Source organism: Opitutus terrae PB90-1 (assembly GCF_000019965.1).
GTDB classification, from domain to species: Bacteria; Verrucomicrobiota; Verrucomicrobiia; order Opitutales; family Opitutaceae; genus Opitutus; species Opitutus terrae.
The window spans coordinates 3,697,221-3,714,183 of the sequence record NC_010571.1 but is presented as its reverse complement, the minus strand read 5'-3'; the positions used below and the strand labels follow the sequence as shown (position 1 = coordinate 3,714,183).

Below are 16,963 nucleotides of genomic sequence, written 5' to 3'. Positions count from 1 at the left end.
AGAGGCGACGGCATTCACTGCGCCGCCTTGGGCACGAAGACGAAGTTGTAGACGGTGGAGCCCTCCAACCCGGCCTTTTGCCACGTGCGACCGAAGTCCCGCGACTCGAACAGCGCCTCCTTGTACACCGCGGCGTAGAGCCGCCCGTCGTCCGGATCGATCCCGACGCGGAAAACACAGTGCCCGTCCGGGAGACCGGCATTGCGTTCGTGCCAGGTTGCCCCGCCGTCTTCGGTCACGAGGACGCCATAGGTCCAGCTGCCGATCGCGAACCGTCGCGCGTTCGCGGCGTCAAACGCGACGTTGTAGAGCGCCTCCGCGGACGGCACTCCTTCGAAGCGCGTCCAGGTGAGCCCGCCATCCTGCGACTGGAGCGCGCCGTCACTCTGCGTGGTCGCGAGCCAGTGCTGCGGATCGTGCGGCGACTGCCGCAGATCCGTGATCGTGGTCCGCGTGCTGAAAACCTGCCGCCACGACTGCGCCGTATTCTCGGTCAGGTAGATGCCCGACTCGCAGCCGGCGAGCGCGCGGCCGGCGCGGGTGCGATCCACCTTGAGGACCTGCGTGTACTTACCACGCTCCGGCAGCCCGTTTTCGCGCCGCGGCCAGGTCGCGCCCCGGTCGGGCGACACCGCGATGCCGTCGGGCAGCGCAAGGTACACGTGGTCCGGCGCGTGGGGATCGACCGAAATGTCCTTCGGCTCCGTCATGTCCCAGCTCGTGCCAATGCGCCAAGTCTCGCCGCCATCCCTGCTGCACAGCGCACCGTTCAACGACGCCACATAGAGCACCCGCGGATCGCGTGGATCCATCGCGAGACTGAAGATCCCGGGGAAATTCACGCCAAAGTGAACGTAGCTGCCGTCCGGAGCACGATGATACAGGCCACTCAGGGTCGTAAGCTTCGAGCCAACGACATAGTTGCGGCTGATCGTCGCGCAGACATACAGCTCGTGTTGCCGGGCGGGCCCGGCGCGGCTCACCCCGGTGAGCAGCACCAGCAGCGCGAGACAAATTTTGATCCTGGCCATGAGAAAGAGGGCGTTGGTGGGCACGAGCGGACTTGACCGCAGCGACGCGTAGGCCGGGCGCGCCCGATTCGACATTTATGCGTCGGTAAAAGTAAGGGTGTGATCGATCTCGAGCCGTCCGGTCGGCGGTAAGGACAAATCGTGTTCGTACTGAAACGGGAACGCGGCGAGCGGATTGTGCCGCCGCACGAACCAGTGCAGCGGCCCGGTGTGGTTTTCGAAACGAATGGTGACGCGATGCAGCGTGGTGTCTTTCTGGGCGTGCCACTCCATCCACTTCGCGGCCGTTCCGTGCACGGCCGTTTCCCCCGCGAGCCCGCCCTCGCCGAAAACGCCGATTGCCGCATCGCCGTGGTCGTCGAGCAGGTCGCGGGCGCCGCGAAACTGCAGCCCCGTGTAGTGGGAGCCATCCAGCCCTTCGGAGGAAAAGGGATTACCGAGTTCGAGCGCGCGGCTGGTGACGTTGACCAACTCCGCCTGCCATCGCAGCTGCCACGCCGCGGGACCGAGCACCTTGAACGACAGCACCCGCTGTTCGCGCAAGAGCGTCTCCCGCGCGCCCGTCTGCCATTCGATCGTATGCGCCAGCTGCTCGGCGCAACGTTTGTGCCACTCAACGTGCCACTGCCGCCCATGATCTGTCCGCCACTGATAGCCGTCCGGCTGGCGATAAGTCGGCCCGCCCCAGAACGCGTGCCCCGAAACCTGGTTGATCGTGAAGCTCAGTCCATGATGCCACGGATGGTCATTCGGCCGAAAGCAGGTCAGCTCTTCGCCCGCCATCGAGCACAGCGGATGGAAGTATGGCCGCGGCGATTCAGCCAGCGGAGTGTTCGGCAGGTACACGTACCGCGCGAGCATCGGGCCTTTTCGACAGCGTATCTCGACCACGCCGTCTGTCGGTAGCGCGAAATCAAGTTCAGGCTTCATGGATCACGACTTCGGTTTCAAATCGTCCGTGGGTCATTCTGTGGTCAGATCCGTCCGGCAACCCGATCTCGACCTGCAGTTCGCGCGGCGCGGTCACCCGGATGCGGAACCGGCCTTTTTCCCAGGTCCAAGCCACCGTGATGGGACCGCGCGGCGTGCAGACCTGCCCCCGGGCTTCACGCAGTCCGCACCGGTGTGGTGTCACGCGCACGGTCGCGAAGCCCGGCTCGAGCGCTTTCACGCCCAACACCCCGGCGAGAAACTCCAGCGCCGGATGCGCGCTCCACGCGTGGCATAGCGAGCGCCAGTAGCTGTTTTCCTCCACAAACGTGTCGAGACCCGCTTCGACCATTTCGTGCCACGGCCCGAGAAACTCCGGCAGGCGGTCGTAAGCGCCGGCCGCCTCCAACGCACGAAACACGGCGTGCCAGCAGAAGAACGACCCCGGCGCCAGCAGCGGATCGGCGGGAAAACGCGCCAGCATGCGCTTCCGGTCGGCCGCGGTGGCCGCGCCGCACACGATGGCCCAGGCGTTGCCATACTGGCTGACCTCCGGCCCGCCGGGCTTGTCGAAGAACAAGCCCTCATCGCGCGACCAGAACCTCCGGCGCAGCACGCCGCGAAGCGTCTTCACTTCCGTCGCAAGCCGCCGCTGCTCGTGCCGCTGCCCCACCCAGCCGTGCAGATCGGCCGCTTCAGCCAGCGCCTGAACAAACTGCGCGCTGATGATGCAGGTCGGACCTTCGTCGGCGCCGGGCACGACACCCCGCGGCCACCACGAACACCAGTCGGTAATGTTCCAGTACGGCAGCCGCGACGGAAGTCCGGACGGATCCGCATGCCGGCGGTACCAATCGAGCACCACGCGCACGCCCGGCAGCACCTCGTTTACGGTCTGCAGGTCGCCGGAGCAGCAGGCATAGTCACGAATGCTCGTGATCCAATGGAGTGACCACGACGGAATCACCTGCAGTAGCCGCGAAGGATACCGGCTTTGCGTCAGACCATCGGGGATCCGCGACCAGTCGAACTGCAACAACGCCTGCCGGCTCAGCGCATAGTCGCCCGTCGACAGCATCGCGAGTTTCGAGGTGATCATCGTGTCCCCCGCATACTGCATCTGCTCGTAGTGGGGACAATCGACGAAGGTCTCATGCGAACAGAGCCGCATCGTATGCAGCGCCGTCTGCCAGATCCGTTCGAGTCGCGGATCCGAACAGGCAAACTCCGCCTCGACGCGATAAGGATACGCGGTGAACCGGTAGCCGAGATCCGTTAGCTCCATCGGCTCCTCCGCTGTGACAATCTCCAGCTCGACAAAGCGGAACGACCGCCAGTGCCACGGTTCGAAAACCTCGCGCGGTCGGCCCGCGGGCTCCCACCGGTCCGACCAGCCTGTAACGTGTCCGCGGGCGTCGAACGTCCAACCACTCGACTCGTCGGCAAAGTGCGAGGCTAGGTTCGCCAGCGACTGCGGCCGGCCCAGCATCCGCGCGCCAACCGTCGACCACGGCAATCGTAGTGCTTCCGCATAGGTCAACCGGATGTGCGCCCCGGGGCCTCCGTCCGTCTGGACCAACGGATACGCTGTCGTCATCCGCCCTGCGTCGAGAATGATCCGCACCGTGCTGCGCGCTGGAATCGTCACAGCGCCCTTGCCGGCGGCGAGTCGCTTCCATTCGGCACCGGGCTTTCCGCCTCCCGGCAGCACCCCCGCTGCGAACCGCGCCACCCGCCCCACTTCCATGGGCGGAATCATCCGGGCGACGAGTCCATACGGGCTGGCGGGATCCCGTCGATTTTCCAGCCGTTCGGCCCGATACAGCACCGTCGCGTCGGGCCAGGCTGAATCGTCGAATGACGCTGCCGTCCAGTCCGCCGGCGCTTCCGCCGACACGCGGTGCTCGAAATAACCATGATACCCTTCGAACCGCGTGCCGTCGTTTTGAAAACGATAGCTGCGGTCGACCGTTACCTTCCAACCCGCCGCTCCCGTATCCAGGATTTCCATCCGATCGTTCAGGTCAACCACACCTCCTTCCAGCAGGAAGCCGCCCGCATAGGTCATGACGCCACCCGGTGCGCCCAACGCAGCCGGTCGGTGCGCGACGTGCGACATGTCCAACACCAGCGCGGCAAGTACGTTGGCGCCGCGGTGCAGGTATGGCGCGAGCTCGTAGGTATCGTAGAACTGGTGGTGCACGTCGCCCCGCGCCGGCCCTCGCCCGATCAGGGCCCCGTTGCAGTAGAGCACATAGCGGCTGTCGGCCGAAACCGCGATCCGTCCCTCCCGGCCTCCGTTCTCCAGGAGAAACACGCGGCGGAATAGGCGCACCTGGTAATGCGACGGCGATGCGGACTCGGGAGCAGGCGCCGCGTGTGTGCCTTCCGCGGACCAGATCCAGGCAGAACGTTGAACGAAAGGGGCAGCCATCGCGGGGTAGGCACCAAGGAAGAGACTCGACCGGAAAATATCAATCCTTCGTTTCATAATTTTCATCCGTTTCATGAAACGATTTCACCGCGGTCGCAAAATGCGGCGCCACCCGGGCGGACGCACAGCACAGACGGCGCCCCGCCCAGTGTCATAAGCGGTTGCGGCGTGAGTAACCCCCTCTACGGCGCGTTCCCCACCTGCAACGAAACCGCCCGATTCTCCCTCCCAATTCTACAACGTTTTCCAGAAAATGTCTTGACGGAAGAACCGCATTTTCACACATGTTTTCTGAAAGTTTCAGTCTGGTTGACCTACCCCACCCATGTTGCTCGCTGAAATCGCCCGTAAAGCCCGAGTCTCTCCCGCGACGGTTTCCCGCGCGATCAACCAACCGAAGCTCGTGGCTCCGGCGAGCTTGGCACGGATCCGCGCGGTCATGCAGCAATGCAACTACGTGCCCGCCCCGGCGGCGAGTCGCCGCGGGCCAAAATCGCGTGAACAGGAGCGGCGCCGGATCGGCGTCTGGTTTGTCGGTGCGAACGCCAGCAACCCGAGCCACAATTGGTTTCACGACCAATTGCTGCAGGTTCAAGCCGCCGATCCGCACTATCGCGTCGACGTCCGTTTGTTGTTCACCAACTCCCCGGATGAACTGCCGCGCAATCTCGCGAACGAGGATCTCGACGGGATCATCCTGCAGGGCATGCAGCCTTCGCCCGGCTGCCTGAAGGAACTCGGCAACGTTCCGCACGTCTGGTTCATGACGCGCCGCAGTGCCGATTACGCTGGCGACTACGTCGAGCCCAACAACGAAGAGAATGGCCGGATGGCGGCCGAGTATCTCAAAGCGCACGGCCACCGCGAAGTGGCGATCATTGCGAGCGATCCCGATTACAGCGCGATCGCCTCCCGCAGCCGCGCCTTCACCGAGCGGGCGAAGGAGCTTGGACTGACCGTGCATCCGATTTTCGGACGCGCCAATCCCGGCGTGAGCTATCTCGAAATCGCGCCGCTCCACGGAGAAAGCGGCGCCTTGGTGCACCGCCTCCTCGACGCCGCGCCGGGCACGACCGGCCTGTATCTGCCCGCTGATCACTTCTGCGGCTCGTTTTTCCGCGCGCTGCGCGAGGCGGGCAAGCAGCCGGGGCGCGATTTCGACGCCATCCTCGGCAACTACAATCCCGTCATCTATCACAATCTGGATCACTCCCCGGCCGCGATCGACATCAACCTGTCCACGCTGATTCGCAAGGTCGTCGATCATCTCCTCTGGCGCATCGACAACCCCACTGTTACCGGCCGTATCGGCGTTTTGGTATCGCCCCGTCTGCTTACTTTCGATCCCGCCAAAACCTCCACCAAATAACCAGGCCCTCCAACACGCGAGTAGCCCGGCGACCTCCCGTCGCCGGTTTTCGCGTTCGCGGTGTTACCGTTCTGTTTTGCTAGTTGCCTAATCCCCAAGGACCAAACGAAGAAATGAAAACAAACCTCAAACCGTGGCTCGCCGCATCATCCTTCTTGATCGTTGCGGGGGGCCTGTTTGCCCAGAGCGCTCCGGCCGCTCTTCCTCAGAGCCCTGCTCTGTCTGCTGAAGAAAACGACGATACGATCATCCTCTCGCCCTTCACCGTCACGGGTGAATCCGACATTGGCTATCAGGCGACGTCCACTCTGGCAGGTACTCGTCTTCGCACCGAACTCCGTGATGTCGGATCCTCGATCTCCATCGTCAACCAGGAACTCCTCCAGGACACCGGCTCGGCCAATCTTGAGGACGTGCTGATTTTCACGCCCAACACCGAAGTGGGCGGCTTGGGCGGCAACTTCACCGCGAGCCAGAGCTCCGGCAACCCGATTCCGGAACAGCAGCGCGACAGTCATGGCGGCGGCATCACCCGTATCCGCGGCTTGGCGGCAGCCGACCTCACCCGGGACTACTTCATCACTGATATCCCGTTCGACACCTACAACACCGATCGTGTCGAGGTCCAACGCGGAGCCAATTCAGCGCTCTTCGGCCTCGGCAGCCCCGGTGGTATTGTGAACAGCGCGACGATCAAGGCCGACTTCCTCTCCAATCGGGGTCGCATCCGGGCCGAAACCGACAGCTACGGCACCCAGCGCTACTCCCTTCGGTATAATCACGTTCTTAACAAGTACGTCGCCCTCCACGTGGCCGCGTTGAACGAGGATACGCGCTATGAGCAGCGGCAGGCCTTCTCCAAGGACAAGCGCTACTTTGTTGCCGCCGCCGTCAAACTGCCGTTCAACCTCACCGCGCGCGGCAGCTTTGAGTCGGCGGACCGCGCTGCCTCGCGTCCGGACTATATCCCGCCGAATGACGGCATCACGCCCTGGATCAACATGGGCAAGCCGGTCTTCAACTCGCCGGCCGAAGCCGGCGCATTCTTCCGCGGCACTGGCGCCTTCGTCCCCGGCGTCGCCAACAGCACGTTCCTGACCCTCGCTGGCAGCGGCACCGGCGCGGGCATGGCCGCATTCTACGGCGATCCTTCCAATCCCAATCCGACCTTCATGGGCACGCCCTACGTCCGGGGCAACCGTGGTATTCCCTCCGCTGGCGGACTCGGCGAGTGGATGATGCTCCAGCCTTTCACCGAGACCCAGATCATCCGTCGCTCGGGCTACCGGTCCGACGGTACCCTGGTCCCCGCCGGCACCGCCACTTTCTACAGCAACGGCTACGTCGGCACGCAGATCACCGATCGCAGCATCTACGACTACCGCAAGAACCTGTTCTCCGGTGGTTCGTCCCAGGAGTTTTCCGACTGGGTCGTCTACACCGCTTCACTCGATGGGACTTGGTTCGAGAACCGCCTCGGCATGGAACTCTCCTATTATAACCAGGCGATGAACACCTCGGGGTACAATTCACTCCAAGGCAGCGAGCAGCGCACGATCTACATCGACCCGAACCGCTACCTGATCAACACCGCCGACGCCACCGGCACGGGCGCGCTGGTGGCCAACCCCTCCTTCGGCCAACCCGTCATGGGCGGTCTCTGGACGGGTAATCTCAGTGCCTCTGACCGCGAATCGAAACGCGCCACCGGATTCGTCGAACTGCGCGCCACTGACATGTTGAAGAAGGGCTGGCTCTCCAAGCTCCTCGGCAAGTTGACCCTCACCGGCCTGATCGAGGAAAGCGTCGCCGGCGGCGAGGGGCATTACAGCCGTGATCAGCTGGATCTCCGCTCGCTGGCCAGCGCGTTCAGCGGCGGCGTCATCAACGGCGCCGGTATCAACCAAGCGGACGCACGCATCGCCTCCGTTTACACGCTCCCCGTGGCCAACAGCAAGAACTTCCTCGCGGCCAACTCGATCAACGATCTCGCCGGCGCGGGCATCGGCGGAGTCACGTACGGCCCGAATCGCGACCGCGCGCAGGGCGGCTCCTTCGTCGGCTGGGACAGCGTCAGCAAGTCCTTCAAGACCGTCACCTCGCCGGCTTACGGGCTGCGCGATAACGGCGGCTTCCCTTCCTCGTTCTCGTCGAGCAAATCGATCACGGAGATCGACTCGCAAGTTGTCGTGGCGCAGCACTACCTGTGGGACAAGGCCGTGATCCTTACCGGTACCTGGCGCAAGGACAAGCAGTCGTCCGGCGCCATCGGCGCGCCGCAAAACTACGCCGGCGTCCCCGGCGTCGAGAATATCTTCGACCCGGTCTATGTCGCCGGCGTGCCGCGTCCCCTCAAAGTCGACGCCGAGGAGGAAACCAAGTCGTGGAGCATCGTGGTGCACACGCCGGACTTCCTGCAAAAGTATCTTCCCGCCGGCTGGGACTTCTCGGCCTACAAGAGCAAGGCGGACAACTTCCGCCCCTCCGGTGGCCGCGTGAATATCTACAATGAGCAGATTGCTCCCCTCACCGGAGCCACCGAGGAAATGGGCTTCATGGTCTCCGCACTCGATGGCAAGCTGCAGGGTCGCTTCAACTGGTATGAAACCGGCGTGCTCAACAACTCGTTCGACAAGGGCGGCGTGAGCAACTCGGAGGGCATTCTGCTCAGTCTTGCCCGCGAACTCGACAACCCCGCCAACGTGGCGCAGGGCTTCAAGGCCAGCGATGTCCAGGCCTACCTGCCACCCCAGGGCGTGATCGACATGAACGGGTTCCAACCGGATTGGGCCAACGCCCAGGCGACGACCAACCGCAACTCCAACGACAACGGCACGCAGGACTTCACGAGCGAAGGCCTCGAGTTCGAGATCGCCTACAATCCAACGCCGCACTGGACGATTCTGATGAACGTGGCGAAGCAGAAGACGGTTACGTCGAACACGTATCCGGTCATGCAGCGCTACATCAACGAATTCGTTCTGCCCAAATGGGTGAACAGCGATTTCGCCAAGAAGTACGTCGTCAACGAAATCACGGGGCAGACCCTCGCGCAGGTGGCGCAGACCACGATCGTCGACCCGGTCCTGCAAGCCGTGACCGAGGACGGCAATCCCGCCAAGGAAGAGCGGCAGTGGCGTTGGAATCTCAATACCAGCTATAATTTCGGCCGCCACAGCAGCATCATCCCGAAGTACTTTGGCAATCTCACCGTCGGCGGCGGCGTCCGCTGGGAGGACCGGATGGGTATCGGCTTCGGCGTGGCCAAGAACGCGCTGGGCAACATGTCCTTCGACCGGTCCCAGGCGTTCTACGCGCCTTCGCAGACGTTCGCCGACGTCTTTATCCGGATGGACTACGCGCTGCCCCAGAAGCGGAACTTCGTGGTTCAGGTGAACGTCAAGGACCTCACCGACCACGATGAGCTGGTTCCGTTCTACGCCAATCCGGATGGCGGCCGGTTCTACCGCATCCTCGAAGGCCGCCTGTTTGTTCTCTCGGCGACCCTCGAGTTCTAGGCTGCTTCGCACTCGCCCCGAGGCGTTCCACGCCCCGGGGCCGGATGTGCCGTAGTGTCGCCTCGGCGACGGCTTCCTTCCACAGTTCCGCACCATCTCCGGAGGGGCCTCCGCCCTCGGCTTTAGGCAACGTTCCAGTTGACAAGCCGGCTTCCATTTCGGGGGTCGGCTTTTTTCCGAGTCATTCGCATCATGCTCGTCTCGCTTCGTACCGCTCCCGCCCTGCTTACGGGCGTGTTCGCGCTCGGGTTTCTTACCCCATTGCAGGGGGCCGCGCCGTCATCGCTCGCCGGCCACTGGCGCTACGACGCCGCCCGGAGCACCGAGCTGAGCCCCTGGCAATCGTTCGACCTCACCGTCACGATTGCGGGCGACAAGATTTCCCTCCAACGCCGTCTGGGCTGGGCCCGGCGCGACTTCGAAGACCGCACCGACATCGATCTTTCCCAGCCGGTCAGCATCGTCGCCGCCCCGTGGTGGCCCGACAATCGCCACCTCGGCGCCTACGCCAGCGCGGAACATCCCAAGCGCATCCGCGCCCAATGGCTCGACGAGGGCCGCATTCTCCGCGTGAGCACCGATCAGGTTCTCGCCACGCAGCAGGGGCCGCGCGAGGTCAACGTCCTCGCCGACTACAAGGTGTCCGCCAGCGGCACCCAACTGGTCGTCACCGAACTGCGCAGCACCCGCAACCGGCCCATCGTCTACGTCTTCAACCGCGTCTCCCCTGCCGCTCAACCATGAGCCGCCTCCTGCTCTCTCTCTTTTTTCTCGGGCTTGCACTTCCGGCAGGTGCCCAGCTCGAACCGAAGCAGCTCCCGCGTGCGCCTGCCTCCGCCACGCTCATTCCGCTCTCCGAGAACTGGCGGCTCGACGGCGACCTGCCGGTGCACGCCTTGCTGATCTCGCTCCAGGGACTCGCCAACCGCGGCGACGCGCGGCTCTACCTCGAGTATCCCCAAAGCTGGCAGTGGGAAATCGTTCACCCGCTCATCCGCTTTCTCCAACAGCGTCACGGCGTGCAGTTCGAGCGGCTCGCACTCAACGACGCCGACGCCGCGCTCGCCCAGTTCGGCCAGTTCGCCAAAGGCTGCGTCGTCTGGGACAAACAGGTCCGTTCTTCGCTCATCGTGGCCTTCACCATCGCCGGTGTCGAAGATCTCGTCGTCGTCACCGAGGATCAGCTCCCGCTCGCGGCCAAGCACGGCTTGCGCCCCGTGGTGGACCTCCGCGGCCGGTTCACCGGCCAGCCCGACCACGCCATTTACCAATGGGCTTACGATCACTATTTCGACCGTTGCTCGCGTTATTACTACGTCGTGATGGGCGGTGAGTCCGGCCCGCAGATGCAGCCGGGCATTGCCGACTTCGGCATCCAGCAGCGCGCGTTCTTCTCCGATCTTTCCGCCAATCCCGAACACGTCGAGGAGATCGCCCTTCTGCGTAAAATCCTCAGCCAACAGCAGCCGGCGAGCGTTGTGCTCGGCTGGCATTCCTACGCGAAGGACACCGAGGGCCAGCACACTTCGTTGGTCGGCAACTACGGCTTGATCATGGAGGGGCTGCATAACCTGCCGAATGTTTCGTTCACCTCGCAGATCCCCCTCACGCCCGATTTCAAGTTCACCAACAACCACCACATCCGCCTCGATGAGAAGCTCGTCGCCGCGGACAAGGTCTACGTGTGCGCTGTCTCCACCGACTCGATGGGCATCGGCACCTGGACCAAACCCGGCCGCGGTCAAATCCCGTACACCTGGCAGGTGCTCATGAACTGGGTCTGGCTAAATCCGCCCGTCCTCCAGTTCTTCTACGAGGACAAGTCTCCCAACGACTACTTCATCGGCGGACTCAGCGGCCCGGGCTACATGTACCCCAAGGCGATTCCCGCCGACAAATTCCCGGCGCTGATGAAGGTCGGCCGCGGGCTCATGGAGCGGCTCGATCTGCGCGTGCTGGAGATCATGGACTACTCGGAAGGCAATCGCCACGTCGGCAACACCGATCTGCCGAAGGAGGTCGTCGATCGCTACTACGAGCAGTTCCCGAACGTGCTCGGATTCATCAACGGCTACGGCACCGCGCGTACGTTCGACCTACGCGATGGCCGGCCGTTTCTCAGCTACGACTACTACCTCGCGGTCGATCGCTCAATCGAGGAGGCCACCGCGGACATCGAAGAACTCACGCGCCTCAACCCAAAGCGGCCGTATTTCCTCCTCATGCACGTGCGTGAGGCGAACACGATAGAGAAAGTGTCGAAGATCATCGGCAGCCTGACCGAACCGGTGGAGGTCGTGCCGCTCGATGTCTTCCTCAAATACGCCGCGAACAAGAAAACGTACGAGACCCACTATCAGCAACCCACCGATCCCATTTATCGAAATCCTTAGCGAGGCCGCGCGCGTATCGTCCGGTGTTGTGGTGTGTCTGTTCAGGGTGGTGTTGCGATACGCGCGCGCGCCGAGCTTCCCAAGTCAGTCAGCTGAGTCGGAGAGGCGACCGCCTGGCCTTCCCTCTCCGCTATTCTCCCCCAAATTCGCTCATGGTTCGCCCATTCCTCCGTTCCTTGCTCCTGGTCTGTCTCAGCGCCGTCGCCATTGCGGCCGCCGATGGCCGGCGTCCCCTCAACCACGACGACTACGACAGCTGGCGGACCATTGGCGCACCCGTCATCGCGCGCGACGGTCAATGGCTCGCCTACTCGTTCATGCCGCTGGAAGGCGACGGTGACGTGATCGCCCGCTCGCTCATCAGGAGCACCGAATTCCGCGTGCCCGTCGGGGCTTTGCCGCCGCCGCCGCTCACCGCCTCTGAGGAAAATCCCGAACGGCCGGCTCCGCGGCGCGAAGTCACGATCGCGATCACCAGCGACTCACGTTTTCTCATCGCCACCGCCTTCCCGGCGCAGGCCGAGACCCTGCAGGCGAAACGCGACAAAAAGAAGCCGGAGGAGATGCCGAAGGACGGTCTCGTAATCGTGGACCTCTCGAACGGCACCGTCACCCGGATCGCATCCGTGAAAAGCTTTCAGGTGCCAGCGAAAGGTGGCGGCTGGGTCGCTTACCTGAAGGAGCCGCCACCCGAGACGAAGGATGAAGCGCCGAAGCCGGAGCCCACCACCGCCGCCGCAGCAGCGGAAACCGGCAGCGAGAAAAAATCACCGGCAGATCCGGAGAAGCAAAAGAAACGGAAGGATCAGAAATACGGGAGCGACCTCGTGCTGCGGCAACTGTATGCCCCGACTGAGAAGGCGGAGCGCGTATTCCCCAACGTGCTCGACTACTCGTTCGCCCGTGATGGCCGCATGCTCGTGTTCACCGTCGCTTCGCGCACCGAGACGGAGAACGGGGTTTACGCCGTCACGCCCGGCGATTCCGCTACTCCGATCGCCCTCGTCTCTGGCCCCGGTCGGTACGTGAAGTTCACCTGGGATCGCGAGCAGACCCAGGCCGTGTTCGCCTCGGACCGCGCCGAGCCCGAAGCAAAGGCTCCGCGTTTCGCACTCTACCACTGGAAGCGCGGCACCGCCGCGGCGACGGAGATCGTGCCGGTCGGCACGGCGGGATTGCCCGAAGGCTACGCGGTCAGCGGCGATGCGGCCGCAGCGTTTTCCTTCGACGGCACAAAGATCCACGTGCCCGCCGCGCCTTTTCCCAAAGAGCCTGACGCGCGGCTCGCGGAGCTGCTCGACCAGGACAAGGTCTCGCTCGATCTCTGGCACTGGCGCGACGACTACATCCAGCCGATGCAGAAAGTGCGCGCGGATCAGGAGCGCAAGCGCACCTATCTCGGCGTCTTCGACCTCGCGAGCCACCGCTACGTCCAACTCGCCGATCCCGCCCTCGCCAACGTCGTCTTGAACGACGACGCCACCCGCGGGTTCGGCCGCGACGACCGCGCCTACCGCCGCCGCGAAACCTACGACCGGGCATATCACGACCTGTATCTCGTCGACGCGGCCACAGGCCAGCGCCAGCTCGTTTACCGCGAACTCGGCGAGAAATCCGGCGAGCGCTGGTCGCACACCGGTCGCTGGCTCGCCTTCTTCCACGAAAAACAGTGGCACGTCATCGACGCACAGTCTGGCACGATCCGGCCCCTGTCGGCGAATATTCCATTTGCGCTGTATGACGAACTCGTCGACGTCCCGGAGCCCGCCGGTTCCTGTGGGACCGCCGGTTGGACCCGCGACGGCGAATCGCTGCTCATCTACGATCGCTACGACGTCTGGCAGGTGTTTCCCGACGGCCGGCCGGCGCGCAACCTGACTCGCGGCTTCGGTCGCGCGAACCGGATTCAGCTGCGCGTGCAGAACACCGAGGCTTCGGAGCCCGGTGACGACAAACGCGGCATCGATGCCTCGCGCCCGCTGATCCTCCGGGGCGAGAGCGAGGTCACCCGCAGCTCCGGATTTTTCCGAACCTCGTTCGCCGCCAACGTGGCCCCTGAACAGTTGCTGTGGCGCGACCAGAACGTCCGCTATCTCGGCCGCGCGCTCGAGGCCGATCGCGTCATCCTCAGCGGCTCGCGGTTCGATCTCTATCCGGACCTGCTCGCGACCAACACCTCATTCACCGCGCCCGCCAAGGTCACCGACGGCGGCGCGCAACTCGCGCCGTTCCTCTGGGGCAGCACCGAGCTGCTCACCTATCGCAACGCCGACGGCGTTGAGCTTCCCGCCGCGCTGTTCAAGCCGGCCAACTTCGACCCGAACAAAAAATACCCACTCATTGTTTACCTCTACGAGCGGCTCTCGCAGGTCGTGCACACGTTCACACCGCCACTGCCCGGCACGGTGGTCAACCCGCCGTTCTACACCAGCAACGGGTATCTGATCCTGATGCCCGACATAGCTTACACCGTCGGCTATCCTGGTCAGAGCGCGCTGAAATGCGTCCTCCCCGCGATCGATGGACTTGTCCGCCGCGGCTTCGTCGATGAGAACGCCATTGGGATCCAAGGCCACTCCTGGGGCGGTTACCAGATTGCATACATGGTCACACAGACCAATCGCTTCCGCGCGGCCGAAGCCGGCGCAGTCGTCGGCAACATGACCAGCGCCTACTCCGGCATCCGCTGGGGTTCGGGCCGGCCGCGGCAATATCAATACGAACAGGCGCAAAGTCGGATCGGCCGCTCGCTCCAGGACGCTCCGCTGCTCTACCTCGAAAACTCCCCCGTCTTCTTCGCGCATCGTGTCACCACGCCGCTGCTCCTGCTGCACAATGACCAGGACGACGCCGTGCCCTGGTATCAGGGGATCGAATTCTTCCTTGCGCTGCGCCGGCACGACAAGGAGGCCTACCTGTTCAACTACAACAACGAGTTTCACGGACTCCGCCGACGCGCCGACCAGAAGGACTTCGCGCGGCGCATGAGCCAGTTCTTCGACCATTTCCTCAAAGGCGCCCCGCGCCCCGAATGGATGGATCGCGGCGTCCCATATCTCGAACGCGACGAGGAGAAGCTGCGCTTCCGCGATTCGAACTAGACACCCTCACCTCCCATGCGTTTTCTCCGACCTCTTCTTTTTGCGGCGCTGCTGCTCGGCGCCGCCACTGCCGCGAATGCCAGCTCGCCGTTCGAGGGTCGCTGGCGACTCGATCCCGCCCGCAGCTCCGCGCTCGATGGCTGGCAGCAGTGGGATCTCGTGATCTCTGTCACCGGTACGCAGGTCAGCCTGCGCCACGACATGCAGTGGATCGCGACGAAAGTCTCTGCGATCAACGTCGTCGACACCGCCAGGCCTACCTCGATCGCCGACTTCTTCCGCGTCGAGCAGCGCCACATGGCGCTCTATCCGGTAAAGGATCATCCCACACCAGTCTCCGCCGCCTGGCTCGACGATCACCGGACGTTGCGCGTCGAGGCGCAGCCACTGATCGAGGGCTCGCAGGGCAACTTCGTCATGCGGATCTACTCCGAATACCGGCTCGTCGAAGGCGACAATGCCCTGCTGCTGATTGAGCTCCATAGCACGCGGTCGCGGCCGCTGGTCTACCGCTTCACAAAAGTCCCCGCCGAGAAATAACACCATGCGCCCAATTCTTCTGTTTCTCTCGTTGATGCTCGGCACCGTCACCGCTGGCGCCGCATCCGGCCGCGCGGCTTTCTTCATGCGCTGGGATCAAGACTGGCGCGTCGCCGGCGGACTGCCGGAAAAGGCGCTGCTCGTCTCGTTGCAGGGCCTGGCGAATCGCGACGAGCCGCAGCTCTACATCGTGCACCCCGCCGATTTCCAGTGGGAAATCACCGAGCCGCTGTTCCAGTTCTATCAGCGCAAGCACGGCGTCGCGTTCACCGAGATCAAAACCGCCGCCGACGCGCTCGCGCGCTTCGCGCGGCACGCGAAAGGCTATGTGATCTGGGATCCCGCTGTCGGCGCCTCGCTGAATGTCGCCTTCACCATCGCCGGGCTCGAGGATGCGCTGGTGGTCACGGCTGATCAGTTGCCGCTGCTCGCGCCGTATCGTCTGTCGCAGATCGACGATCTCCGCGGCCGCTACGCCGGACAGACCGACGCCCAGATCTACACCGATGCCGTCAACCGCTACTGGTCGCGCTGCACGCACGATGCGATCATGCTGATGGGCGGCCACCGCGGCGCGGTCCGCATGCCGGCGATGGCGGATTGGGGCATTCGCCGCAAAATGTTTTTCCACGATCTCTCCGCCAACCCGATTCACGCGGAGGAACTGGCCCTGGCGCAGCGGCTCTACTCCGAGCTCACGCCGCTTTCGATCGTCTTCGGCTGGCACGCCTATGGCAAGGACACCGAGGAGCAGCACACGACCTTGCTCTCCACCTACGGCCTGAAGATGGAGGGCCTGCACAATCTGCCCAATCTCAGTTTCAACTGCCACTTCAGCTTCACGCCGGGCTTCAAGTTCACCAATAACCATCACGTCGCGCGCGACGCCCAGCTCACCGCCGGGCCCAAGGTCTATCTCGCGTTCGTCCAGTCCGACAGCATCGGCATCGGCGTCTGGACCAAGCCCGGCCGCGGCAAGCTGCCGTTCTCGTGGCAGGTCACGATGAACTGGACGAAATTCACGCCGGCCGCACTCGAGTATTTCCACGAGAGCGCCACGCCCAACGACTACTTCATCGGCGGACTCTCCGGCCCGGGCTACATGTACCCAAATCACATTCCGGCCGATAAGTTCCCGCTTCTGATGCGCGAGGCCAACGAGATGATGGAGGTCCTCGACGAGCGCGTGATGGAGATCATGGACAACTCCGCCGCCGACGGAAATGTTGGCAATGCCGATCTCACCAAGGAAACCGTCGACCGATACTACGCGGCGTTTCCGAACGTGATCGGCTTCATCAACGGCTATGGTCCGGCGCGCACCCGCGACCTGCGCGATTCGCGCCCGCTGATTTCATACGACTACTACATCAATCCGCGCCGGCCGCGCGAGGAGGTAGCCGCCGATCTCAACGAGCTCATCGCGCTCAACCGCGTCCGCCCCTACTTCCTCCTCGTCCACGTCCGCGAGTCCAACGACGTGAACAGTCTCGTCGAGATCACCCAACAGCTCGACGGTCCGGTGGAGATCGTCCCGCTCGATGTCTTCCTGAAGCTCGCCGCGAGCAGGAAGACCTACACCACGCGCTACCAGGATCCGGCCGAGCCTAAGCATTTTTCCGGCTACCGGTGAGCCGCGTCCACGGC

At 63.8% G+C, this 16,963-nt stretch carries 10 protein-coding genes; 7 read left to right on the top strand and 3 right to left on the bottom strand.

All coding sequences use genetic code 11. From position 1 onward, the window contains the following. Nucleotides 1-14: 14 nt before the first annotated feature. From OTER_RS14715 to OTER_RS14705, 3 genes are all read right to left on the bottom strand, one after another. The gene (locus OTER_RS14715; protein ID WP_148218129.1) at nucleotides 15-1,031 is read right to left on the bottom strand and encodes a WD40/YVTN/BNR-like repeat-containing protein; all 1,017 of its coding nucleotides are present in this window, start codon (nucleotides 1,029-1,031) and stop codon (nucleotides 15-17) included. A 75-nt stretch (nucleotides 1,032-1,106) separates the two neighbouring features. Further along, complete coding sequence (locus tag OTER_RS24250) at nucleotides 1,107-1,961, bottom strand: DUF6807 family protein (protein ID WP_012375720.1); 855 nt, start codon at nucleotides 1,959-1,961, stop codon at nucleotides 1,107-1,109. Continuing rightward, nucleotides 1,951-4,395: an alpha-L-rhamnosidase-related protein gene (locus OTER_RS14705; RefSeq protein ID WP_158305445.1), complete on the bottom strand. Its 2,445-nt coding sequence runs from the start codon at nucleotides 4,393-4,395 to the stop codon at nucleotides 1,951-1,953. Before OTER_RS14705 ends, OTER_RS24250 begins: the two co-directional genes overlap by 11 nt. A gap of 325 nt (nucleotides 4,396-4,720) precedes the next feature. On the opposite strand from OTER_RS14705, the gene OTER_RS14700 reads away from it, so the two are divergent. From OTER_RS14700 to OTER_RS14670, 7 genes are all read left to right on the top strand, one after another. After that, a complete protein-coding gene (locus OTER_RS14700; protein ID WP_012375718.1) occupies nucleotides 4,721-5,764 on the top strand; it encodes a LacI family DNA-binding transcriptional regulator in 1,044 nt (347 codons plus the stop codon). A gap of 113 nt (nucleotides 5,765-5,877) precedes the next feature. Next, entirely contained in the window at nucleotides 5,878-9,282 is a 3,405-nt protein-coding gene (locus OTER_RS14695; RefSeq protein ID WP_012375717.1) for a TonB-dependent receptor plug domain-containing protein, read from the top strand. Nucleotides 9,283-9,474: 192 nt separating this feature from the next. Further along, nucleotides 9,475-10,026: a hypothetical protein gene (locus OTER_RS26235; RefSeq protein WP_012375716.1), complete on the top strand. Its 552-nt coding sequence runs from the start codon at nucleotides 9,475-9,477 to the stop codon at nucleotides 10,024-10,026. Then, a complete protein-coding gene (locus OTER_RS14685) occupies nucleotides 10,023-11,675 on the top strand; it encodes a GxGYxYP domain-containing protein (RefSeq protein ID WP_012375715.1) in 1,653 nt (550 codons plus the stop codon). The genes OTER_RS26235 and OTER_RS14685 overlap by 4 nt, the downstream gene beginning before the upstream one ends. 152 nt (nucleotides 11,676-11,827) lie before the next feature. Then, on the top strand, nucleotides 11,828-14,776 hold the full coding sequence (locus OTER_RS14680; protein ID WP_012375714.1) for a S9 family peptidase: 2,949 nt from the start codon (nucleotides 11,828-11,830) through the stop codon (nucleotides 14,774-14,776). Between the two features lie 15 nt (nucleotides 14,777-14,791). Continuing rightward, nucleotides 14,792-15,316, top strand: coding sequence for a hypothetical protein (locus OTER_RS14675; RefSeq protein ID WP_012375713.1), 525 nt, complete (start codon nucleotides 14,792-14,794; stop codon nucleotides 15,314-15,316). 4 nt (nucleotides 15,317-15,320) lie between these two features. Continuing rightward, complete coding sequence (locus tag OTER_RS14670) at nucleotides 15,321-16,949, top strand: GxGYxYP domain-containing protein (RefSeq protein ID WP_012375712.1); 1,629 nt, start codon at nucleotides 15,321-15,323, stop codon at nucleotides 16,947-16,949. Nucleotides 16,950-16,963 lie beyond the last annotated feature (14 nt).